General features: G+C 47.0%; 14 protein-coding genes. 2 read left to right on the top strand and 12 right to left on the bottom strand.

Annotation, left to right across the window (positions count from 1 at the left end):
* The first annotated feature begins 55 nt into the window (after positions 1–55).
* Positions 56–319 (top strand): hypothetical protein, encoded by a 264-nt coding sequence (locus HRU42_RS01670; RefSeq protein WP_295028415.1) that lies wholly within the window; start codon positions 56–58, stop codon positions 317–319.
* Positions 320–440: 121 nt separating this feature from the next.
* Here the strand turns inward: HRU42_RS01670 and HRU42_RS01665 are convergent, their stop codons facing one another.
* From HRU42_RS01665 to HRU42_RS01625, 9 genes are all read right to left on the bottom strand, one after another.
* Positions 441–1361: a M14 family metallocarboxypeptidase gene (locus HRU42_RS01665; protein ID WP_295028414.1), complete on the bottom strand. Its 921-nt coding sequence runs from the start codon at positions 1359–1361 to the stop codon at positions 441–443.
* A gap of 117 nt (positions 1362–1478) precedes the next feature.
* A complete protein-coding gene (gene purF / locus HRU42_RS01660; RefSeq protein WP_295028412.1) occupies positions 1479–2993 on the bottom strand; it encodes an amidophosphoribosyltransferase in 1515 nt (504 codons plus the stop codon).
* Between the two features lie 99 nt (positions 2994–3092).
* Positions 3093–3581: a CvpA family protein gene (locus tag HRU42_RS01655; RefSeq protein ID WP_193633351.1), complete on the bottom strand. Its 489-nt coding sequence runs from the start codon at positions 3579–3581 to the stop codon at positions 3093–3095.
* A 112-nt stretch (positions 3582–3693) separates the two neighbouring features.
* Positions 3694–4368 carry a cell division protein DedD gene (gene dedD / locus HRU42_RS01650; protein ID WP_295028409.1) on the bottom strand — a complete coding sequence of 225 codons (675 nt, stop codon included), beginning with the start codon at positions 4366–4368 and terminating at the stop codon, positions 3694–3696.
* On the bottom strand, positions 4352–5647 hold the full coding sequence (folC, locus tag HRU42_RS01645) for a bifunctional tetrahydrofolate synthase/dihydrofolate synthase (protein ID WP_295028407.1): 1296 nt from the start codon (positions 5645–5647) through the stop codon (positions 4352–4354). Before folC ends, dedD begins: the two co-directional genes overlap by 17 nt.
* Positions 5648–5721: 74 nt before the next feature.
* Complete coding sequence (gene truA, locus HRU42_RS01640; RefSeq protein WP_295028405.1) at positions 5722–6507, bottom strand: tRNA pseudouridine(38-40) synthase TruA; 786 nt, start codon at positions 6505–6507, stop codon at positions 5722–5724.
* Between the two features lie 180 nt (positions 6508–6687).
* Entirely contained in the window at positions 6688–9249 is a 2562-nt protein-coding gene (locus HRU42_RS01635; protein WP_295028403.1) for a FimV/HubP family polar landmark protein, read from the bottom strand.
* A 200-nt stretch (positions 9250–9449) separates the two neighbouring features.
* A complete protein-coding gene (locus tag HRU42_RS01630) occupies positions 9450–10466 on the bottom strand; it encodes an aspartate-semialdehyde dehydrogenase (protein WP_295028401.1) in 1017 nt (338 codons plus the stop codon).
* 2 nt (positions 10467–10468) lie between these two features.
* A complete protein-coding gene (locus tag HRU42_RS01625; RefSeq protein WP_295028399.1) occupies positions 10469–11632 on the bottom strand; it encodes a 4-phosphoerythronate dehydrogenase in 1164 nt (387 codons plus the stop codon).
* A gap of 664 nt (positions 11633–12296) precedes the next feature.
* Here HRU42_RS01625 and HRU42_RS01620 point away from each other — a divergent pair.
* Positions 12297–14138 (top strand): methyl-accepting chemotaxis protein, encoded by a 1842-nt coding sequence (locus tag HRU42_RS01620; RefSeq protein WP_295028397.1) that lies wholly within the window; start codon positions 12297–12299, stop codon positions 14136–14138.
* A 314-nt stretch (positions 14139–14452) separates the two neighbouring features.
* Here HRU42_RS01620 and HRU42_RS01615 read toward each other — a convergent pair whose 3' ends face one another.
* From HRU42_RS01615 to HRU42_RS01605, 3 genes are all read right to left on the bottom strand, one after another.
* Positions 14453–17902, bottom strand: coding sequence for an ImpA family metalloprotease (locus HRU42_RS01615; RefSeq protein WP_295028394.1), 3450 nt, complete (start codon positions 17900–17902; stop codon positions 14453–14455).
* 625 nt (positions 17903–18527) lie between these two features.
* Positions 18528–21536 (bottom strand): Ig-like domain-containing protein, encoded by a 3009-nt coding sequence (locus HRU42_RS01610; protein ID WP_295028392.1) that lies wholly within the window; start codon positions 21534–21536, stop codon positions 18528–18530.
* Positions 21537–21726: 190 nt separating this feature from the next.
* Positions 21727–24741 carry an Ig-like domain-containing protein gene (locus HRU42_RS01605; RefSeq protein WP_295028390.1) on the bottom strand — a complete coding sequence of 1005 codons (3015 nt, stop codon included), beginning with the start codon at positions 24739–24741 and terminating at the stop codon, positions 21727–21729.
* Between the last annotated feature and the right edge of the window lie 10 nt (positions 24742–24751).

The following is a 24751-nucleotide window of genomic DNA, read 5'->3' as shown; positions in this document are numbered from 1 at the left end:
TTATCATTTAGTTATTATCTAGAGACGAGTGAACTTTTGAAGCAGGTACATCATGATGGCATCGACCACAGAAACTGGCAGCGGCCTAGATAGACTATTCCTGTATCATTTCCTTATGGTGACCGGGGTTGCCCTATTGTTCACCCCGCTGATAACCGATAATAAAACCTTCGTGTTGATGCTATTGGTGACCATGCAAATAGTCTTAACCTGTATCGGCGCACTCATAGGCTTGAGCCTAGGTCACACCGTGAGTAAACGCGCCGCTAGCGTACTCTTCGCCATCTGGATGCTAGTCTGGTGTGTTCATTTGGCGTAAGACACGGGTCGAGCTTAAGACATGGCTTGAAAAACAGATAAAATAAAGCGTTAACTCTGCACCTGAGTTAACGCTAATGACTGACTACAGCTTACTTTACATAAGGGATTAAGATAGGAGATTAAGAAAGTGGCAAGATATAATCTAACCCAGCTGTGATTGCCGCTACCTGCGCTAAAATACAATTTTCATCATCGACCTTAGGGCTATCCGGGTATACCTCAGTGGTGGTGGCATAGACGCTGTCACTAAAACCAATACACAAGCCCAGAGCCTGAGTGGCATAGTTAATTACGCCAAACTGAGACAGGTTAACACCGATAAGCTTGCCATCATCATCTGCTGGGGCTATGTGGGTAACCTTTTTAACCGACTCGATAATTGCAGTTTGAAACGCCTCAACCGGCAACTCAGTGTTGCCCACCAGATAAAATCCATCGGGGATATTCCAGTTAGTATGTTCCACCGCATCCCTGGCCGCTAAGGCAGGCCTGAATGCTGAGTTATCTGTGTCTGTGGTTTCGTGTAGATCGATATGCGCTGTGATATCTATGTCTAAATCGGCAATATACGCCATCAAGGCCGCCGACTCTTCGGCCGGACTGTCTCGATAGAATGAACGATTAGGGTCTACCGCATTGGGATTCCAGCGGTTGATGGTCTCATATCCCCAAGGGCTGACACATGGGGCAACCAGGATATTAAATCGGTCCTCATACGCCTTGGCCTGGGTCTCCAAGAAACGGATTGCCCCTTGTACACCGCTGGTTTCATAGCCATGAACCCCGCCAGTCACTAGCACAGTCGGCTTATCTTCACTCCACTGCCTAGACTTGACCACAAACAAGGGATATTCACTGGCGTTATAAGATAAGGCGCCATACTGGTCGACTTGAAAGTGCTCAGCCAGTGGCGTAATTTTCGCAACCACCTCAGCTTGATAGGAGCGCTTAATCGTCTGCTTGGTTAACCACAGAGCCTTCTCCGCTGCGCCCCATTTCTGACCCGTAACGCCTATTGGATATCTGTTTTCCTGTACCATCTTGCTCCCCCCCCAAAAAAAATTGAACAATAAAAAGCCGACACTCAAACTTGATATGTCGGCTTTCTAAACGTTAACTCGCCTTCACTAAGAAGACACTCACCATTAGGCGAGTGTTTATGGATGACAAACGTTATGCAGCTCTAGATTAGTGCCGATATCTTGGTTACGGTTGGCCTTAGCATCATCATTACGTAACTGAGTGATGTGATCTAGGTAAGCCTGATCCACATCGTTAGTGATGTAGTTGCCATCGAATACCGAGGTCTCGAAACGCTTAATCTCAGGGTTTTCCATGCGAACCGCTTCAATTAAATCTTCAAGGTCTTGGTAGATCATGCCATCGGCACCAATCATCTTACTGATCTCATCCACATCACGACCATGGGCAATCAACTCGCTCGTCGTTGGCATATCGATACCATAGACATTAGGGAAGCGTATTTCCGGTGCCGCCGAGGCAAAGTACACCTTGTTAGCGCCGGCTTCGCGAGCCATCTGGATGATCTGCTCTGATGTCGTACCTCGTACCACAGAGTCATCGACCAACAAGACATTCTTGCCCTTAAACTCGACCCCTATGGCATTGAGTTTACGACGTACCGACTTCTTACGCTCCTGTTGACCAGGCATGATAAACGTACGGCCGATATAACGGTTTTTAACGAAACCTTGTCGATATGGAAGATTTAGGTGACGCGCTATCTCTAACGCTGTGTCACATGAGGTTTCCGGGATCGGAATGATCACATCTATATCATGATCTTCCCATTCTCGCTTAATCTTCTCACCTAACTTAGCCCCCATGTTCACCCGGCTACCGTAGACAGAGACTTTATCGATAGTCGAGTCAGGGCGTGCGAAGTAAACAAATTCAAATAGACAAGGTGCATAGACGGGGTCTTTAGCGCACTGACGTGTGTATAGCTCACCATCTTGGGTGATATACACGGCTTCGCCCGGCGCAATATCACGCATCAGTTTAAAGCCAACCGCATCGAGTGCTACACTCTCGGAGGCAACCATATATTCGATGCCGTTCTCAGTCTCTTGCTTACCCAGAACCAAAGGACGAATACCGAAGGGATCACGAAAAGCGACCATGCCTTGACCTATGATCAAGGCAACGACGGCGTAGGCACCACGGATCAAGTTGTGAACATTAATCACGGCATCGAACACTTCATCGGCACTTAAGCTCTCGTTTTTACACTGCTGAATCTCATCGGCCAACAGGTTTAGCAAGACTTCAGAGTCAGATGTGGTGTTCACGTGACGGCGCTGCTTAAGCAGACGCTTATGTAACTCTACGGTATTGGTCAAGTTGCCGTTATGGGCTAATGAAATACCAAATGGAGAGTTAACGTAGAAAGGCTGAGCCTCAGATGCACTCGAGCTGCCTGCGGTTGGGTAACGGACATGACCGATACCTATGTTACCTTGCAGGCGTTGCATATGTTTCACTTCAAATACGTCTTTTACCAGACCATTGGCCTTACGTAATCTAAACGCATTGCCATCAACAGTCACGATACCAGCAGCATCTTGACCGCGATGCTGGAGTACGGTTAGTGCATCATAGATAGGCTGATTAACCGATGACCGGCCAACTATTCCGACGATACCACACATGGGTGAGATTCCTCATTGTAAGATGTTCTGATAATTATAATTTTTAGTCGCAAAAGTCAGAATCGACTTAAGCTAAACCTACTAATGCTTGGGTGCATTTTATATTTTGGGTACAAAGCTTGACGTGTTTTCTATGTAGTCAAAAAACCACTGGATAACAACGCCGAATTCGGGCACGAGTGTTGAGCTCTGCCACCAATCCGTATTGGGTGCGCCCGTAAACGCATCCATAAAAAATAGTAACGCACTGACAATTAAGGCACCTCTCAAGGCACCAAAACACAGACCCAGGACTCTGTCGGTCCCGGATAAGCCAGTTTTGTCGACCAACTGACCGATGAGGTAATTAATTAACGCCCCTATGATGAGTGTCGCTATAAATAGAATAGCAACTGCGACGCCATTACGAAGCATTTCATCTTGCATTTGGGTGAGGTAAACCGCGAGATCTTGATAAAACTGACTCGCGACAAAGAAGGCTGCAAACCAGACGACTAACGACATGGCTTCTTTCGCGAAACCACGAAGCAAGCTGATTAGAGTCGAGACTCCGATAACAGTGAGAATGGCGTAATCGATCCAAACCATTTAATGATAATCCAACATAGGGTTAAGACGGCGGGATTTTAACAGAGACCGAGCACATTCTCACCCCCAAATGGGATAATTTATTGTTTCGATCTCTAATCACAGTTTTCGCTTAAGAGGCTGTGGGACGATAAGTGACAATTCGTCCTTTAAGCTTGGTCAACTTCTCGATACCAGGTTGAAGCGACTGCAGCTTAGATTTAGAGAATTCAGGCCCGACAAACACCTTAGTCAACTTGCCATCGACGGGGTGAGTCGGCAAGGTATAGGCATTGAAACCTCCGGCTCTAAGCTTGCTGATAAGGCCACTCACATTGGCGGCATTCTTGAAACTGCCGAGTTGTAATGTATAGACTGAACTCGTCGGTACAAGAGGCTCAACAACAGGTGTAATCGTCGGCTTCACAGCGGCTTTAGACTCAGGTTTACTCTGTGGCTTACTCTGCGGCTGCACATTTGTGCTCGCAGCCTGCTGCTGTGGTTTGGGCTCTGTCTCGACCACTTGCCACTTGTCTGCATCAGATGTAGCGGCCTGCTCTTCAGACTGAAACGCAAGCTCCTTGTCACTAAGATCCACCGCTTGTATCGCCTCATCGGGCAGAGTCATATCGGCCACTTGAGGACGCAGGGGGATCTCGGAAAAATGCTCTTCTTGTTGCTCTTTCTTGCCATCGAGCACATCGGGGAGAAAAATGACCCCTAATGCGACGAAGACGATGACGCCCACTAAGCGGTTCTGAAAATGACCCGACGTCTCGTTATCTTGCTCTTTATCCTTTGTATCCATGATTAATCACCCCCAGTTCGATATTTTTAAACTCTGCCACAGTGTAAAAGGAGCCAAATACAATGACTACATCTCCTTGGCATATTTCTGCAGCAATTGCGCCCCAAGCCGACTCTACGGAATCGAAGTGCTTAGCATCGGCCGATACACCTGTATGTTGAACCTGTCGCACAAATATCTTGTTGAGGGCCTCTCCCGAGGCGCTACGCTCAGTTTGCAGGCTGGTAAATGCCCACACATCGACCAGAGGTGCCAGAGTCTCGATAACTTGACGACAATCCTTATCTTTTAACATGCCACATAGGGCAAATAACCGCTTAGCTTGATGTTTTTCAAGCTGTTTAGCCAGATAACGGGCGGCATGAGGATTGTGGGCCACATCGAGCAAGACCAGAGGCTGCTCGGCGACCACTTCGAGCCTGCCTGTGAGTCTGGCCCCTTGTATGCCTTCACGTATGATGTCGGCACTGAGCTGAGGCCAACCCAACTCAAGCAAGGCTAGCGCCGTTGCCGCATTGGGCAATGGCAACGCAGGCAGAGGAATATCACTCATGGGTTGCAGGCCGCTAAACTGCCAGAAATCGGCCTCACTGCTGTAGCTAAATTCGTGACCGACGCGATGCAATACTGCGCCTAAGTCATTGGCATATTGGATCACACAGGCCGGCAAGTCAGGCTCGCCGATAACGCCAGGTTTATTGGCGCGTAAGATCCCCGCTTTCTCCATGCCGACAGACTCTCGGGTATCGCCAAGATACTCTTGATGATCGAGATCGATAGAAGTGATAACGGCAATGTCGGCATCTATGATATTGATGGCATCTAATCGGCCACCGAGCCCGACTTCCAATAACACGGTATCTAGCTTAGCCGCTTTGAAGATATATAAGCCAGCCAAGGTCGCGAACTCGAAATAGCTCAGGGAGATATCACCACGCGCCTGATTGATGGCATCGAAGGCTTGCACAAAACGCCCGTCATCGACATCTTTGCCATCGATACGAACCCGCTCATTGTATTTAAGCATATGGGGCGAGCTATAAACACCGACGCTTTCCCCTGCCAGGAGTAACACCTGCTCGACCATGGCGCAGGTGGTTCCCTTGCCATTGGTGCCAGCAACGGTGATCACCTTAGTGGTACCGAGATCCCTAAGCCCGAGTCGATCGGCCACTTGTGATACTCGCCCAAGCCCCATCTCGATCTCAGTTGGGTGTATGGCAAGCAAATAATCTAACCAGGTTTCTAAGCTGGCATCTTGAGCGGGGGCGTTAAACATGAATATTGTGCTCTTGATAATTAATTAAAAATTCCACCACACAGTGGTGCCGATAGAGATGCCTAGCAAGGCTATCAATCCAACATAAATAGCGGACCGAGTGCTAATTTTGGCAGTTCATACTTATCCGGATAAGTCACATCGACCATATATAAGCCATTCGGCTTCGCCGTGGGGGCCGCCTTGCTTCTGTCCTTGAGGGCTAACAGACTGACAATCCAGTCTTCATTCTGATGACCCTGACCAATCTCAATCAATGAACCGACTATGTTACGCACCATATGATGCAAGAAGGCATTCGCCTTGATATCCACACATATGTACATGCCCTGGCGGGTCACATTGACCTCATGGACATGTCGAAACGGGGTTTTAGACTGACAGTGCAGCGCCCTGAAACTGGTAAAGTCATGCTCACCGACAAAATGCTGGGCCGCATGATGCATCTTGTTCTCGTCGAGTTGACCTCGATAATGACTCACACCCGAACGTAAGATCCCGGGTCTTAAATGATAGTTATAGATGATGTAACGATAACGTCTGGCCGTCGCAGAGAAGCGAGCATGAAAATCATCATCGACCAGCTTCACCCATTTCACTGCTATATCGTCGGGCAAGTTGACATTAACACCTAAGGTCCAGGCACTCTCCTTACGAATAGCCGTCGTCTCGAAGTGGACCACTTGTCCCGTACCATGAACGCCTGAGTCGGTTCTACCGGCGCAGTGAACGCTAATGGCCTGATTGGCTACTTTTGACAGGGCTCGCTCTAACTGAGCCTGAACCGTGTCGACTTCGAGCTGACGCTGCCAGCCATAATACTTGCTGCCATCATATTCGATACCTAACGCTACTCGCATACACCCTCTTTGAACCTGTCTCTGTCGCCACTCATACAATCAATCATGGGGGGTTAGCTCGTTATAAAGCAAACCCAGAGAAGTTGTTTGACCTATTTTGGCGCGGATTTTAGCACACACTTGAATTACAGATAAGAAAAACGGCGCTAGATGCGCCGTTATTTTAGCAGTGGCACAAATTTAATCTAAGGAATTAATTAAACCGTCGGCTTCCTCTTTCTGCCTGTCATTGCCATCGAGTAGCACCTCTTTAAGCAAGGCTTTGGCACTGTCGTCATCATCAATTTCTAAATAGGCTCTGGCGAGATCTAACTTGGCATTAACCGAGTTTTCTTCATCATCGACGTCAACCATGGCAGCATTACCCATCAGGCTGTCCAGCTCTCCCATATCGACATCCAGCTCTTTATACTGGTCCAAGTCCACCACATCTTCATTTGCCTCATTGAGGAGACGATCGATATCGATAAAACCATTGTCCTTCTGGAAGCTGGTAAGGTCATTTTCGGGTACTGCGACTGCTGGAGATTTAGACAAGTCGTTAGCATCGAGAGCGGCTAGTACCTCGTCGACAGTCAGCTTTTCTTCATCATCTAGGCTCAAAGAAATTTCGCTATCGACAATGGTTTCACTAGCATTTGATGATGGACTTAGCGGCTCATCATTACCCGCAGGTGCAATGACAGGCGCTTGCACATCGGCATTGGACTCCCAATCCAAGCTGTTATCGGCTTTTTTACCGGCTTTGAGATCGGCAAACATGCCCCCAGCAGGTTTACTTGCCATAGGATCTTGACCCGCTTTAGGATCGACAGCCTCAAGATCGGCTAACAGAGAGTCCAGCGCATCGTCGCCACTAGGCTCACGTTCAGCGTCAGGCTCTAGCAGGTTGTCGTCCAATATTTCTGGTTTATCGTGTCGGTCGGCAATATCGAACTCGGCAAGTAATGAATCAAGATCATCTTGGTTATCGGCGCTGCTCATCTCGACTTCACCTTCGAGCTCGGCAGAAATGGCATCGCTAAGATCGGAGTCAAAATGCGTCTCGCCGCGAGTGTCTTCTGCAGGCGCATCGAACCCTGCCAGTAGGGCATCTAAATCGTCTTCAATCTCTTTTTCAACACTTTCTTTTTCAACACGTTCTTCACCGGGTGTATCGTCCTCGGCGGTCATAGTGACATCTTGCTCTAATTCAGCAGCTATCTGTGCGGAAAGATTTATAGCATCATCACTCGGGGCATCGGCCGCTTCATCGAAACCAGCTAACAGAGAATCTACATCGTCTGCTGCGACAAGCTCACTCTGATTTGCGGTCTGACTCTCAACTGCTACCTCTACCTGGGCACTTTCTACATCGGCCGCTTCATCGAAACCTGCTAATAATGAATCTAAATCATCTGCTGCAACAAGCTCACTCTGATTTGCGGTCTGACTCTCAGCTGCTGCCTCGACCTGGGCACTTTCTACATCGGCCGCTTCATCGAAACCTGCTAATAATGAATCTAAATCGTCTGCACCCGCTTTAGCCTCCTCATCATCTTGCTCCCCCATCGCCTCGGCCCAAAGGTCATCCAGAGACTGACCTTCCTCTTCGACAAGCTCCTCCTCACTCGGAGTGTCACCTGGATCAACAAACATATCCGCGGCCAGATCCACTTCCGGCTGTAACTCGGCCGTATCTATGTTCATCAGTGAATCGATGGAATCATCATCTTGGGTATCAAGATGAACTGCCATGGCTTCAAGATCCTCACCTGCTGGCGCCTGTGTTACTCCTGGCTCGGCAGGGGCCTTCGGCGCAGATGTATCTCCTGTTTCCTTAGCCGTTTGTTCGTCTGTAGCTGAGTCTTCATCACGGCGACGTCTCAAGAATAACCACAACAGCAGCAATAACAGTAATGCTGGGATAGAGATAGCCGCGATTAGCATCAGAGGGTTGCTCATCAGATTACGCCACAGATCGGTATCTTCCTCAGGCTCAATAGTTTGCAGTGCATTAACCTGTTCTTGTAGAGATTTAACCTCCGCATTAAGGCTTGCACCTCGCAAGTTACTGGCCTGCAATTGTTCTTCTAAAATCGCAACCTGCTCATTGAGTTCGGCAATCTTATTCTTCAATGTTTCTGTATCTGAATCACCTAAATCCAACTGATCCTGGGCCCTGCCAAGCTCATCGGTGAGTTGCAGATTTTTAGCTTCCGCCGCTTCGAGGTTAGCCGTTAGCTCGGTTAAATCCTGGTTTGCTGTAGATTTTTGAGCCGCGCTCGTATCGGCAGGGGTAGTAGGTAAGGTGACGGGGCTGGCTGTCGTTGCTGGTGTTGCTTGTACAAGTTTAGGCTGAGTCGTTTTCTTCCAGCCTTTATCATCTCTCTCGGCACGCGCTTTGGCCATGCTCTTAGGAATGGCCAACATCAAGTCTTGTGACGGAATAAGCAGTATCATGCCTTTTTCTAGACTATTAAAGTTGGCATTAGAAAAAGCATGGGGGTTGGCATCATAAATGGCCGCCATGACTTGATAGATGCTGACACTCTGATCAGGGCGAACCTTTTGAGCTATGCTCCAGAACGTATCGGAAGACCGAGTCGGGCCATACTGACGATTAGTTTGCCTCACCTCACCATCGGGGCCAGTGATCTTCAGCGGCTCAGCAGCAAAAGCAGTTTGGACCAGCGGACTTACAGAAAAAACGATTAGGGCTGAGGCCATCAGACCGACAAGATACCAAGTGCGAACGTTCATCAATTCTTCCCTTTCAAGCGCAGTGATGCTGCAGTTCCAGCAGCGAAGCTTTAGGCAATTGTATTTATTGAGATTACTATAAACCAGAAACCCCAGGTCTGCTACTGTTCACAATTCAAAAACAACGGCTAAAACAAAAAAAGCCTGCATATTGCAGACTTTTTCATCAAGTTGGCATTTAACCATTTATAAATTCGACATTAATAATAATCGCGAATCAACACCTCGGCTATTTGAACGCTGTTGAGTGCCGCACCTTTTCTAATATTATCAGATACCACCCAAAGATTTATGCCGTGTGAATGAGAGATGTCTTTGCGTACACGTCCCACATAAACGGGATCTGTGCCAGCAGATTCTGTCACAGCCGTAGGATACTCTTCATTGGATTCAAATAATTCAACCCCCGGAGCATCACGCAACACAGCCTTAACATCTTCGGCTTCGGCGGGTTGGATGGTCTCCAGATGTATTGCTTCGGAGTGACCGAAAAATACCGGCACTCGAACTGCAGTAGGATTGACGACAATATTGTCATCACCGAAGATCTTCTGAGTTTCCCAGACCATCTTCATCTCTTCCTTGGTGTAACCGTTTTCCATAAACGTATCGATTTGCGGTAACACGTTGAAGGCGATCTGTTTTGAATAAACCTTAGGCTCTATAGGAAGACCTTGAAGTAGCTTAGAGCATTGGCCAGCAAGCTCTGTGATAGCCTCTTTACCTGAGCCCGATACCGACTGATAGGTGGCCACATTGATACGTGAAATACCGAATGCATCATAGATAGGTTTGAGCGCAACCAACATCTGAATCGTCGAACAGTTGGGGTTCGCGATGATATTACGGTTACGGAAATCGGCAATCGCTTCCGGGTTAACCTCAGGGATAACCAAGGGAACATCGTTATCGTATCTGAAATGAGAGGTGTTATCGATGACAACACAGCCATTCTCAGCGGCGATAGGCGCCCACTTTTCAGAGACATCACCACCGGCAGAGAAGAAGCCTATCTGCGCCTGAGACCAATCGAAGTCATCTACGTCAAGAATTTCTACCTGTTTACCGCGAAAGCTAACCGTACCACCCGCACTACGACTACTGGCTAGAAGAAATAATTTCGCGACGGGAAATTTGCGCTCCTCGAGGATCTCTATCATGGTTTTACCCACTGCGCCCGATGCACCTAATACGACAATATTGAATTCTTGCGACATAATTACTGTCCGATTCCTGAAAAACCTAAATTGGTCAGCCAATTTACATCACAATGCCCAGTGTTTACTAGCCTTAAGGCACTAAATTCACGCCTATGCTGGTGATTTTTTCTCATAAGGTCAAAGCCATTGTTATTAAGTGAATCAACTTGGGGATTTTTTGATGAATCATCAAGGATAGTTTTTCTGAATAATTCATCGTCATCACGTAGATCATAGATAAAACGGGCGAGTTGCAACAGAGACTGCTGATTGGGTATCGACTCGATATCCAACTGAGCGCTCCATAGGGACGGTAATAGCGCAGTCATGGACTTATCGGCATCTCTACCCAGCACCTGCATCAACTGCTGATACAGCATATAAGTGCCACGAGCCTTACCTTCAAGGCTGTAACCGGCAATATGAGGCGTCGCGAATTCGACCAGGGGGATCAGCTCATGCATAGGATTAGGCTCCCCTTCCCACACATCGAGTACCAGCTTAATGTCCGGCCTTTGCTGCTTGACCTTAATAAGCGCGCGATTGTCTATCACCTCACCACGGCAACAGTTAAGCAGCCAGGTGCCGCGTTTTAAGCTATTGAGTCTGGCCTCATCGAACAGGTACCAGGTCTTATGCTCGCCAGTCTTAGTGATGGGCACATGAAGACTTATCACATCACAGCGACTAATCAGTTCATCTAATGAGATAAAATCACGGGGGTCGCTATCCTGAATCACAGGATCATGCAGCAAAACAGTCACGCCATAGGCCTGAAGGCACTTAGCCACCGCCGAGCCCGTATTACCCGCCCCCACAATACCCACAGTCTTGTCTTTAAGCTTACCGCCGAAACGATGAGTGAGTTCCAGCATGGCGATAAAAGCAAACTCCCCCACAGCCGTCGCATTGCAACCAGGGGCGCTACTAAAGGGTACGCCCCGTGTGGCAAGATAATCGGTATCGATATGATCTGTGCCGATAGTGGCACTGCCGACAAACTTAAGCTGGCTGTTAAGCGATAACAAAGACCCATTGACCTGAGTCACAGAGCGAACCAAGAGCACATCGGCATCTTTGACCTGCTCGGGCGTTATCTCCCTGCCATTAACGGTTTCAATCGTGCCCAAATCGCCAAATAACGCGTGTACATAAGGCATGTTTTCATCGGCAAGGATCTTCATTTTTGCTTCCAGATAGTGAGTTGATGCGTTGGATGACACATTCTAACAAGATGGGAGCGGCTTGAAAATGACCTTAAATATCAAATAAAATCACATTTCTTCTTCGATTGGTGGCATCGACGAGATATTGGTACGTTTAACCTTCATGCTTATCTATCGACTGCATGGGCTATGGTTTTGCCATTGACACCACTTTCAATAGCATCACTCTGAACTCCAACAATTATCGGCCATGATACCAGATCAGTGTTAATGCGGCGTCGACTTAGGAATAAAAACGAAAATCCCCCCTAGCTTATTCCCCCCTCATCTTAGTTTGTAAGATAAAGTAAACTTGTGCCGTTAAATTAACATAGAATTAGTAATACAAAAAAACAACAAGATAACCTCGCGGCAACAATAGAGGCTGCGCAATTCAATATTAATAAAACAATGTAGTAATCTTACCCAGAAAAACAGTTAAAATTAATAACATGACGACTAATTCAATATGAAAATTAAATATAACACTTAGAGGCGCAACACTTGTTACGCCCGGCTTTCACGTGCGTAAAGTAAAATGGTAACATATGAATTTAAATAAAAAATTATAATAGAATTGGTCATTGATTAGCATTTTAGGCAATGGTATTGTAAGCCGTTTTTTATACAGAGTGCTTTTTAAATGATTATAAAGATAGGCCGTAACTTACTCCTCATATCTCTTTTTCTAATGGTTACATCTAGCTCGATAGCTTATTGGTACTTATCATCATGGAAAGAAGAATTAATAAAAAAATCAGACGCGGTAGCAGTCTCAACCTTAACGGCTATTTATGACTCCGCCATAGACAATCTACATATGGATTTGAAATCATTAGCATCGGCTATTAACCCGCAAGGGGAATTATCGACACCTTATCTGGTCAAGATTAAAAACAGCAAATCATCATATATCGATGTTTTTTTAGCATCGCAACAAGGCCAGGTCTGGGCAGCTTCAGCAGCAGGTGAAGTGCTTAACTTCAATCCCAAAATATTAAGAAGAGAGTGGTTTACTCAAATTATAGAGAATGACGCAGCCTCTTATATCTCTGAACCTTATGTCGGAAAATACGGTGATGTAAATATTACTGCATCAGCAGCTATTAGGACGGCCGATGGCGAAGTCCTAGTCTTGGGTGTTGACGTTGAATTGAGCTCCTTAATGCCAGCTGTGAGCCTGGAATTCGCTATAACCGATACCTCTGGTGCGGTACTCCTGGTTGATCAAATTAATGCCAGCTGGTTTCAGCAAAACATATATGACATAAGGCCCATTTACAAAGATGTTAACCTCGAGCCATTACTCTATCAAAACCCTGATCATGATTGGTTCAGTGTGTCTAGAACGGCATTAAATGATGGCAATATACTGTGGTCGATCGTGCCACAGAATCAATCGATAAAAACGGCCAATGCTTTCATCTACTCAAGTGTGGCAGGTACCATATTTATCAGCGTCTTATTTATCTTAGGTGTTTGGATAACCCTAAAAATTGAACTGAAAAACCTGCCTCTGGTGGTAAGTACCATAAAGAAGATGTCAGAAGGGAATTTTTCAAAGCTTGATATACCCGAGTCTAAAAACGAACTAGATGATATAGCTCACTCTCTATCAAGATTACAAAACAATGTATTTGAGTCCATAGAGTCTTCTCATCAAATCATGGTCGAACTCTTGGATAATCAAGTGATCATTTCAGATTTAAGTCAACTTAACACCAGCAATGCAGAACGTGAACAATCTGAAGTCGACCAAGTCGCTACGGCTGCGACAGAATTATCTGCAGCCGCAGGAGAAGTGGCGTTAAATGCAACCCATGCTGAAAGAGCAACCGTACTGGCGATGGACGTCATATCTGCCAGTGCTGACATATTAACCCGTTCAGATGCCATAGCGACCAAAGTAAGCGAATCAATGCAGGAGTCATCGATTATCGTTAATGATTTACGCGATTATTCGCAAAACATTAGCTCTGTTATTGATGTTATTAATGGTATTTCTAATCAAATAAACTTACTCGCATTAAACGCAGCCATTGAAGCTGCAAGGGCCGGTGAGCATGGCAGAGGATTTGCAGTTGTTGCCGATGAAGTTCGCTCCTTAGCCAGTAAAACCCAGCAGGCGACGGTAACAATCCAAGAAAATATCACCAGACTTCAAGAACAATCCCAGATGGCCGATGACTTCATGAAGCGAAGTTCGGAATTGATTGGCCACTCTCAAGAGATGTCCAATTCCCTTTCAGGCAGCTTTAATACTATAAAATCAACCGTCTCTGAGATATCTGATATTAATTCTATGGTAGCTGCAGCCTCTGAGGAACAATCCATTGTCACCCAAAATATTTCTGAGCGATTAGAGGAAATACACCTAATGGTGCAAAACAACTTAGATAATATTCAACAGACAGCGATAGCAAGTGATGAGATATCTTCCTTGTCTGGCAAGCTCAAGGTACATTTTTCATTCTTTAAGCTTTGATATTACACCGAGCGTCGCCGACGTTTAACTTAGCTGAGTAGTGATTAAACACTGAACTTATTTTTGCTGACTTAAGTGTTTATTAGTGCAGGCGTAAAAAATCCGAGGCCTAAGACAGGACTCGGATTTGGAGTTTTGAGCTTTTGAAGCCTTCAATCGATCAGTGACTAGATGATCGCTACGGCCTCCAAGATCTGTGTCTTAAATTCATTCAAAATCACTGAGCCGATATGATGTTTCATATCATCTATTCCAGTTTAGATCTGTATGATAACTAGGTTCAATTATCAATTTAATCATATGAAATCGATACATTAGCGTGTTTTACACACCACATTATTGGCATATTTTTGCATGTACATCTTGCCACCACTTTTGCCAAAATAGCGATAGTAGCCCCAGTAATTGTCACTTAGATGATCCGAGGCGGCCCAATATCGGCCCTCTTGTAGACCATGGGACAGAGGATCACTTTCCATTTCATTGTAAATAGCAAAATCATTGCGATCTAGTAGCTGCATGCCGTGATACTTACACAGTGCGCTCGCCACTGGGTAAGTCTGTTTTACACTGCTAACCGCTAGCGTGTCGTTATATGCGCCTACAATAGGTTTAGGCGTGCCACTTTCGAATATGCTATTTAAATAAAACTCTTGAATATTGCCTTTTTGATAAATGCCATCGATGTAAGTGTCTAAACGCCAATAATACGTAGACTCTCCCCTAGATAATTCACCATCGCTAAATACATAATGACCCTCTCCGGTATAGCTGCCCTTAAATTCACTCGACAGCTTGTTAGCTTGCACAAGAGATTCATGGGTGCTGCCAAAGTACAAATCTACAGCGAAGCTAGTGTCATTGTCGAGCACCCATGAAATGTCTTCCGGTAACGGCAGCTCTGCTGGTACATTACCATTGACTGTATCTACTGTATCTAGTTGAAATATTTGACCATTTGTAGGGTTATAGGTGATTTTACTGTTGGAACCATCCCATCTCGTATAACCATTCAAGGGTATTTTAGGCCAATCTAGGCTGTAACAAAATTGGTTACCGTCTAGTTTAAAATATTCATTATCGCTGACGACTGTAAAGTTAAAGGATTTAACTTGCTCGATGGCCGCGGGTTCAACTGTGAAACCCCACATTTGAATATAATCGGTGTAATCCAAAGAAGTGACAAAAGAAATCGCTATGGCAAGCCTAGCGTCCTGACCTAGGCTCTTCACCTCATCTCTAGAAAAGTGGCTCATTCCTAGATCGGCACGTTTTAATTCCCATATATCGTTATTTTTTATTGCTGCCTGATATTCACGTTCGAATATATGCATTCTGGCATATAGATTCCAACCATCTTTAAGGGAACCAGAGGCTTGTGCATGCATCATAATTTGCATATAGATTGCGTGACTAGTACCAAAGCCACTGAGTTTGCCTTGCATGTAACTGCGTGGGTCTTCGGTTAGTTTCGACTCTTGTAAACGATTGAATAATGACTCAAAGGGTAAGTTTTGACATGAAGGGGCATTACCTGTTTCTAGGTAATAATTGTGCTTACTAAAATATGAATAGAAATTGGTGGTTGCGTGAGATGTATAATTACCCAACTTCAATCTATTATTTTCTAAACCGTGGCCGAGTTCGTGTAAATCTCCGTGACCGACAGGATTAAATGACCAATTAGCGTCATAGGGATTACCACTACATCCAGAACCACAGGTCGATTGATCTAAGTTTGCATGCTTCATCATGTCTATGGGTTTCACTGTCCAGTTATGTTGAGCAGCAAATTGATGGATTTCGGGTACGATATCGATGCCAACCCCCTGGAAACCCGCCAGTACATGTGGATAATTGTGCACATATTGCATTGTCGCGTCTGCAAACGCTTCGACACTAAGCCAATTTTTATTAGCTAGGGAGCTTAGCATCTTATTATGCGTGGAGTGAATTTCAAAACTGGGTGTCGAGACTTCAGCCCAGTCATAGTCATTTTTCTCCATCGCTAGGGTAAAATCATTGGTATCAGCTTCGCTTGCCCAATATGGGTGCAGCCCCACATTGTTAAACTCAAGCTTCACATCGATATCATTGGTATTACCGAATGCTATCTGTATTGGACCGCCATAAGGAGAGGTAATGGTGATGGTCTCACCGACCTTAAGCGGGATCTTAGTGCTCGATAGATATTTGGGGCGATTGTATAGCCTAGACTGACTAAATACACGAGTCGCCGAGGAGCGTAAAGAATTGATATACACATGAGTGCTTGCTTCGGGTTTATCATCTAGGCGTGTCACTGTGAACGTTTGGCCCGGTAATGCATATACGCCAGCGGCTTTAAAATTATTCCTGCTGACGAGATCCACTGTTTTTGTAGTCGCAACAACATGGCTGAAATCACTGCGACTAAACGTCCCCATATCAGGCTGAACAGGGTTAATGTCTCGATACGAGTGCACGACATGGTCTGCGTAAAACGAAGCTAACAGGCTCTTTGTGTTAATAGTCCTATAATCCATCGGGAAGCTGACGTCCTGTCTATATAGATCTGCCAGCAGGACAAATAACTTTTGGTAGTCTGGAGCAGCCGTGGAAAAGATATTTATCTTCTTGCTATCTAAACCATCAACGAGGTTTTTAATGGCACTGGTTGCCGTTTTAAACTCAGCAGTATAAGCGTCGAGCTTACAAACACTGGCATTATCGGGACACTGATTGACCTCGAAGGAAAAGCCATTTAAGAAACTATTAGCGAGTAGCCATTGGCTTTGGGCCGTTTCTGGTAATAGGTCAACATATTGAGTGATATCGAAACCCTTCATACCCAAGTGCTTTTTGGCATTAGATGAAGCATAAGCGACATCGAAGACCCGTGAAAATAGCGCTTTACTTAAATCGGTCTCATATTGTGTGACGTGGGTATATAACACAGGGATCCCTTGAGATTGGGCCCACTTTACATCTTCAGCGATACGAACAACATCATCGCTCATCTCAGCGTTGGCCGATATGATCAACAGATCTGTCTCGGCAGAAAGACAAGATCTTAACGCTGCAGCATTACAACTTTGATATTCATTATAGGTCACACTGTCGGCATAGGTATCTGCAAGCCAGGCTCGAACTAAACTTGCATCTCGGAAATAATAATTTTCTCGATGGTGGGCAATGGTGACATTCAAGCCTTGCACTAAGATCTCAGCATTGGTTTTTCCCGTTAGCCAGTGAATACTATTCTTATAAAACCCCCAAAATTCATCATTGATAGCATTACCTCTTCTGGCGCTGTTCATCGGGTTGGAAGCAAGTAACATATACCTAGCCTGCTCCGTTTTCCCTATGACGGCCATCGCCTTCTCGTACACCGTTTTACCCGAGGTAAAACTGGCATTTGAGAGTAAAACGGCTTCATTCTTACCAAATGTAGGCGTAAACGCGATAGCGCCGCCAGAAGGGAACCAGGTAATATCTGTTAAGCTGCTGCCATCATCTTGCTCTAACGCATCTGACGTCAAGTTAAACAGTTGATTTTTATCGTTGAAGTAGTTTCTTTCATGCTCATCAATATCATCAATGATTGCTGTTAAGACACGATCGGCATCATCGACTAACAAGGCATCCCCTGTCTTAATCGCCTGGCCTAATTGAGTATACTCAGGGATCAAGCTATTGGCTGCTTGACTGTTCACCGTCGTAAATGTGAATAACGTACAGGAAGATAATAGGAGCATTATCCATTTCATATTATTTTTTTTCATGTTTTAATTCTTAAAAAATAGTCATCCGTTGGCCTTAGTAAAAGAAACATCTCCCTAGCCCTAGGCCTTGATGCAATACACGTTTTTCTTTGCAAGAAATATCAATAAAAACGTGCATTTCATATTCTTTACGCTTATTACCGAAATGTTACGTGAGCGCTTTGCAAGAACATAATGTTAGCCATCTAGGTGAATCGTTATTATTAGTCGGTACTCACTAGAGTCACAGCCACTCAACTCGACCACAATAAAGACGCACAATAAATGAAAAAACAACATGACGATAACAGGAAATGTTCGCCTAACAAAGGGATCCAAGTTAATGAGTGTTATCTAGCAGATAGAGTCGGTTATCATCCATAACGCCGAGTAGTATTAACCCGCTTCGAACGAGAAACACGAAGTGCAATGACGTTAATAACAAGTGACAGAGTAAATATAAATAGTGAGTGATAAATCGCCAAAAAACACTCTGAGCTTGTTGCACAGATTTTTAGCTTAGGCTCTCATAAGTGAGACAATCAGATCGATATGAGTATAGGATATTAAAAAATATCCGTGTAAATATACAATCAGTTACATTTTAGCGGCCATTGGGCCGCTAAAATAGAACAAGATCATAACCCTAATCGGCGGAAACACATGCGACAAGATTAGTGTATTCTGAATATAGGTTCGACCTAGTTCCAGATGCAAGGTTAACGATTCTTTGATAGGTATCTATATTCATACTCGTCGCACTCCAATAACACGCAGATGGATCTCTTGAAGCTGGCCAACCAAACTGCCTCATGTCCCCCTTCTCGGCATAAAAATCTCGCAATTCTTGCTCTTCTGGGATTCGCCAATTAGCCCTGCCTTCGAATTTCAAGCTAGACAAATTCTGACACCAAAGACTCGCTTGGGTATTAATCAAATCAGATGATCGTAGATAGTTAAAGGCTCCAAATCGACCTTCAACGGCAGTAATCAGGTCCAAACGAGCGTAAGTCTTACCATCGTTGGCGTCTGGATCTGTGGATTGCACGTAACCTAGCCAATCTAACAAGGCTTCTGGAGGTGTGGCGGTAAAGAGCTGACCACCTGATTGCGCGACTTTTAAACAGGCTAGATCACCGTTAACTGGACGCGTATCGTCGACAAGGCCGCACATGGGCACCATTTGTGACGATACGCAAGATGCCATTCTACCTGCTGCGGTTTGATAATTACCGCCCCCACCACCAGCCCAGATATTTTGCTGCAGCACTATGCTTCTAGGCGTATAGCCAGAAGGTTTATATGACCAGTAGTCGGCGCGGGTATTATCACCGCTGCCTTGCAGACGGGTCTTGTTGGTCAAGGCTCCGGGCCAACCCCAATAAAAAACGGCTTCCTCACCATGCCCCTCAACATAGCGACGTATCGCATCGTCATCTTGTTGAATGAGGCGCCAATCTGCTCGTCCAGCTGTTTCTTGTAGCCTTAATTGGTTGCACACGCTTTCATTGCCCAGATAATTAACCAAGCCTATTTGTACGCCTGCCGCCGAGGTGCCATGCCCCTTAATGCCACCCTCTATATCTGCTGCAAAGGCCTGCATCTCAGCATAGGTCAGTGGCGGGTGCCACAATACATCATCGCCCAAATCAAGCACACTCGGGGCTGGCAGTTCAGTCCACTCTAAGGTGACACTCGCCTCGCCGCCGCCAGCATGAGTGATGGTCACCGCGCCACTATTGAGCGTCGATGAGGCTGTGCTGCCTACTTCCACATGCTGGGTGCGAGTGACTTCAAAGCTGGCCACGCCAGCGCCTTCCGTGGTGACAGCATTTGGGCAGGCAAGCCCAACATCACAACTTATGCTCAGTGACTCACCAAGCAAGACATTGTCGTTGATATCCACCAGTTTGGCATGAATAGCCACCTGTTTACCGCTCGCCTCGCCGGTTAGCGCCGTTAATACTGTTGCGTTGGCATCCCCTATGACCCTGATATCGGTTGAGGCCTGAGGGTATTGAGGTGAAAATATGCGCACCACTCCGGCAGTGGTCGCGCTCAGCGTTGTGCTCGCTTGGCCATTGGCATCGGTGGTGACGTAGTACTGAGATAACGCTGCATCATTGGTGGCGTGCAAATAAATCACCTTATCTGCCACAGGCTCGCCCGCTTCAATAAATACCACATCAACCGTCACCGGGTCTAGACCATCGGCAACAATTTGCGCCTTGTCGGTGTTAAGATTTAAACCCTCGGCGTTAGACTCGGTAACGCAAAGCATTGCGGTTTTGTCCCCGGAACCTATATTCGCATTCGCATTACCGCTGCGTAAACTGCGGCCCCAATAATTATTACTACTAGTCGCCGTGGAGGTGTTAGGCGTATTGCTCTCGACCCAAGCATAGGCGCTGACGACGCCGCCATCGTAGAGGCTTAGATGGTCAAACCAGAAGGCGTCTACATCGGCCTGACTTGCCTGCCTCCATGAGTCAGAGCCTGCGATATCGAGCGCATCACAACGCCACCGCCCTTGTGCGTGGCCCCTTATCACTGTCATGCTAGGCCCATAAGCGGGGTTGGCGTTAATCAATACGCCTTGAGATGTGTCCAAACCTTGACTGCCAGCCTCTTCGAGCGTCAACGGAGGCAGCCATTTCAGGCCATTGTATTTGATGACTTGTGGCGAGGTTAAGTTCAGCGTGATGGTGCCGACCGCATAACCGCCGCGGTTATCGCTCACCACATAGCTGATATCGAAGCTGCCTTCGTCTCGAAAGGTGTGGGTTTGCACCAGAAAGCGCGTGTTAGTGAAATCATTTTTATCCGCATCATCAATCCAGGCATCTAAGCTCAACCCGTACACAGCCACGAGCTGCATCGCTGCGCCCTCGACAGGACTGTCAACGAGCTGAGCAATATCAATCTCAAACGGCCCTGAGCCATAATAATCTAGGCTATCATTTTGTGCAGTGGGAGGCATTATCGCATCATCTGACACGCTGATATTGATGCTGCCCACCTTTATCCCCATTTCAGGGGACACGGAATGGGACAGGGTATAGTTGATCAAGCCAAAACCTGCGCCGCCGGCATTAAATTCTATCTGGGCGATGGCGCCAGGCGCCTTACTCACAGTGCCTACGCCTAAGACCACCAGGTACTCGTCGAGCACGTAATTGGCCGGAAATACGCTACCTAGCTGAGTTTGAATGTCGATATCATGCATCCCTGCCCCCACAAACGCCACATTAATTGCCGCTAAACGACTCTCTTCAAGTGTATCTGGGGTGATAAGCACAGTCACATTGCCCGGAGCGGCATTATTTTGCGTCGCATATTGGTAATGACAACTGCTGCTCACACTGCCAGCCTCTATGCTAAACGACACATGACTCACTACAGGGGCGTCATCACAAGAGCCGGCCGAGTCGTGTTTTAATGCCACGCTCAACAAGGGCGCAGATGCAACACCCTCAAGATCTATCTTGTGGCTGAGTTGCGGTGCTACGGCTAGCACTGTGTTTTGGTTTTCACCCTCTGGGTAGATAGGTGACGACTCAGGGGCGCTAGGTGAAGAGGATGCATCATCACCGCAGGCGCTCAACATGACTGCGCACCAGAGCGCGAGGGAGAGTTTTGAAATACTTGATGACATAATATTACTCGATATTTAACATTTAACATTTAACATTTAACATTTAAGCTCGATTTTCAACCAAGCTATTGCTGGGTAAAGCTAGGGGACACAGATTTGCGATAACCTTTAGGATGGCCGCCAATGGCGGCCGCCGAGACATCTCGGCCTCGTTCGCACAAGCGGCCTAGAACCGCCAAAAGTCTACATTCTAGTCAGTCGATACGCATGAGACGTATAGATTGCGTATCGGTTCCATTTCTAGCGGTACGCCTACTGTTAAATGCAAAGACTGAAAATTTGAACCTAACTTGGTTTTCGTCGCATAAAAGCTATAGGCTGGAAAACCATATTGGTGCCATTTATTGCCGCCGAGATCATAAAAACTCTCAAGCTGGGTAAGTGTCGGTCGTTGCCAATCACTCCTCCCCCCAAAGCGCAGTTGCGCGAGGTCTTGACAATAACGGTCAGCTTGACCGCCACTGCCATTCGAATCTCCACCTAGCTGGTCAAATTCAGCAAAATCAAATCCTGCTGGGCCATTGGTTCCATTTTCGTTACTAAGACGGCTATATGACTTAGCCTGGCCACTGTCTCCAGTAGACTCCGTATACCCCAGATAATCCATCAGCGCGAGACTCGGCGTGTTAGTGAACCAGTTACCAGATGCATCCGCAGCGACCTTTAAACAGACTCCGCCGGCATTAGCCTTATTGTCATCATTAACGCCTGTGCCACACATAGGAATTATGAGTGTTGATGTCGATACGCAAGATGCCATTCTACCAGAAGTGGATTCATTGTAGCCGTCTCCGCCGGCATTCCAGCGGTTGGTATGCAGTTTCATGTATTTTTGAGTGCCAGAAGGTTTATATGACCAGTAGTCGGCGCGGCGATTCTTACCGTCGCCTTGCAGTGCTTGTTTGTTACTCAGCACCCCTGGCCAGCCCCGATACGCGACTGCGGCCTCACCATGGCCCTCAACATAGCGACGTATCGCCTGATCATCTTGTTGAATTGGGCGCCAATCTGCTCGTCCAGCTGTTTCTTGGAGCCTTAAGTGGTTGCACACGCTTTCATTGCCCAGGCTATTAACCAAGCCTATTTGTACGCCTGCCCCCGAGGTGCCATGCCCCTTAATGCCACCCTCTATATCTGCGGCAAAGGCCTGCATCTCAGCATAGGTCAGTGGCGGGTGCCACAATACATCATCGCCCAAATCAAGCACACTCGGGGCTGGCAGTTCAGTCCACTCTAAGGTGACACTCGCCTCGCCGCCGCCAACATGAGTGATGGTCACCGCGCCACTATTGAGCGTCGATGAGGCAGTACTGCCCACCTCCACATGTTGGGTGCGAGTGACTTCAAAGCGGGCCACGCCAGCGCCTTCCGTGGTGACAGCATTTGGGCAGGCAAGCCCATCATCACAACTTATGCTCAGTGACTCACCAAGCAAGACATTGTCGTTGACATCCACCAGTTTGGCATGAATAGCCACCTGCTGACCGCTCGCCTCGCCGGTGAGCGCCGTTAATACTGTTGCGCTGGCATCCCCTATGACCCTGATATCGGTTGAGGCCTGAGGGTATTGAGGTGAAAATATGCGCACTACTCCGGCGGTCGTCGCGCTCAGCATAGTGCTCGCTCGGCCATAGGCATCTGTGGTGACGTAGTACTGAGATAACGCTGCATCATTGGTGGCGTGCAAATAAATCACCTTATCAGCCACAGGCTCGCCCGCTTCAATAAATACCACATCAACCGTCACCTGGTCTAGACCATCGGCAACAATTTGCGCCTTGTCGGTGTTAAGATTTAAGCCCTCGGCGTTAGACTCGGTAACGCAAAGCATTGCGGTTCGGTCGGCGTTATCTATACTCGCATTCACGTTACCGCTGCGTAAACTGCGGCCCCAATATTTGCCCTCACCATCAGTCTCCGTTGAGGTGTTAGGCGTGTTGCTCTCGACCCAAGCATAGCCGCTGACGATGCCGCCATCGTAGAGGCTTAGATGGTCAAACCAGAAGGCGTCTACATCGGCCTGACTTGCCTGCCTCCATGAGTCCGAGCCTGCGATATCGAGCGCATCACAACGCCACCGCCCTTCTGCATGGCCCCTTATCACTGTCATGCTAGGCCCATAAGCGGGGTTGGTGTTAATCAATACGCCTTGAGATGTGTCCAAACCTTGACTGCCAGCCTCTTCGAGCGTCAACGGAGGCAGCCATTTCAGGCCATTGTATTTGATGACTTGTGGCGAGGTTAAGTTCAGCGTGATGGTGCCGACCGCATAACCGCCGCGGTTATCGCTCACCACATAGCTGATATCGAAGCTGCCTTCGTCTCGAAAGGTGTGGGTTTGCGCCTGAAAGCGCGTGTTAGTGAGATTATTTTTATCCGCATCATCAATCCAGACATCTAGACTCAACCCGTGCACAGCCACGAGCTGCATCGCTGCGCCCTCGACAGGACTTGCAACAAGATGAGCAATATCAATATCAAACGGCCCTGAGCCATAATAATCTAAGCTATCATTTTGTGCGGTGGGAGGCACTATGGTATCCGACACGCTGATATTGATGCTGCCCACCTTGACATTTAGCTCAGGGGTTACTGAATGGGACAGGGTATAATTGATCAAGCCAAAACCCGCACTGCCGGCATTAAATTCTATCTGAGCGATGGAGCCTGGAACCTTACTCGCCGTGCCTACGCCTAAGACCACCAGGTACTCGTCGAGCACGTAATTGGCCGGAAAGTCGCTACCTAGCTGAGTTTGAATGTCGATATCATGCATCCCTGCCCCCACAAACGCCACATTAATTGCCGCTAAGCGACTCTCTTCAAGTGTATCTGGGGTGATAAGCACAGTCACATTGCCCGGAGCGGCATTATTTTGCGTCGCGTATTGATAATGACAACTGCTGCTTACACTGCCAGCCTCTATGCTAAACGACACATGACTCACCACAGGGGCGTCATCACAAGAGCCGGCCGAGTCGTGTTTTAATGCCACGCTCGACAAGGGCGCAGATGTTAGCCCTGCAAGATCTATCTTGTGGCTGAGTTGCGGCGCTACGGCTAGCACTGTGTTTTGGTTTTCACCGTCTGGGTAGATAGGTGACGATTCAGGGACGCTAGGTGAAGAGGATGAATCATCACCACAGGCGCTCAGCATGACTGCGCACCAGAGCGCGAGGGGGAGTTTAAACATAATTAATGACATAAGATTACTC

It is taken from the genome of Shewanella sp. (assembly GCF_013214165.1).
GTDB lineage: Bacteria > Pseudomonadota > Gammaproteobacteria > Enterobacterales > Shewanellaceae > Shewanella.
This window is presented reverse-complemented; position numbering and strand designations above follow the sequence as displayed.

Coding starts and splice junctions, on each gene's coding strand:
- HRU42_RS01610 (WP_295028392.1), bottom strand. CDS start 21,536: ATGTCATCAAGTATTTCAAAACTCTCCCTCGCGCTCTGGTGCGCAGTC.
- purF (WP_295028412.1), bottom strand. CDS start 2,993: ATGTGTGGTATCGTCGGAATAGTTGGCCGGTCATCGGTTAATCAGCCT.
- HRU42_RS01655 (WP_193633351.1), bottom strand. CDS start 3,581: ATGGTTTGGATCGATTACGCCATTCTCACTGTTATCGGAGTCTCGACT.
- HRU42_RS01670 (WP_295028415.1), top strand. CDS start 56: ATGGCATCGACCACAGAAACTGGCAGCGGCCTAGATAGACTATTCCTG.
- HRU42_RS01620 (WP_295028397.1), top strand. CDS start 12,297: ATGATTATAAAGATAGGCCGTAACTTACTCCTCATATCTCTTTTTCTA.
- dedD (WP_295028409.1), bottom strand. CDS start 4,368: ATGGATACAAAGGATAAAGAGCAAGATAACGAGACGTCGGGTCATTTT.
- HRU42_RS01635 (WP_295028403.1), bottom strand. CDS start 9,249: ATGAACGTTCGCACTTGGTATCTTGTCGGTCTGATGGCCTCAGCCCTA.
- HRU42_RS01665 (WP_295028414.1), bottom strand. CDS start 1,361: ATGGTACAGGAAAACAGATATCCAATAGGCGTTACGGGTCAGAAATGG.
- truA (WP_295028405.1), bottom strand. CDS start 6,507: ATGCGAGTAGCGTTAGGTATCGAATATGATGGCAGCAAGTATTATGGC.
- folC (WP_295028407.1), bottom strand. CDS start 5,647: ATGTTTAACGCCCCCGCTCAAGATGCCAGCTTAGAAACCTGGTTAGAT.
- HRU42_RS01605 (WP_295028390.1), bottom strand. CDS start 24,741: ATGTCATTAATTATGTTTAAACTCCCCCTCGCGCTCTGGTGCGCAGTC.
- HRU42_RS01615 (WP_295028394.1), bottom strand. CDS start 17,902: ATGAAAAAAAATAATATGAAATGGATAATGCTCCTATTATCTTCCTGT.
- HRU42_RS01630 (WP_295028401.1), bottom strand. CDS start 10,466: ATGTCGCAAGAATTCAATATTGTCGTATTAGGTGCATCGGGCGCAGTG.
- HRU42_RS01625 (WP_295028399.1), bottom strand. CDS start 11,632: ATGAAGATCCTTGCCGATGAAAACATGCCTTATGTACACGCGTTATTT.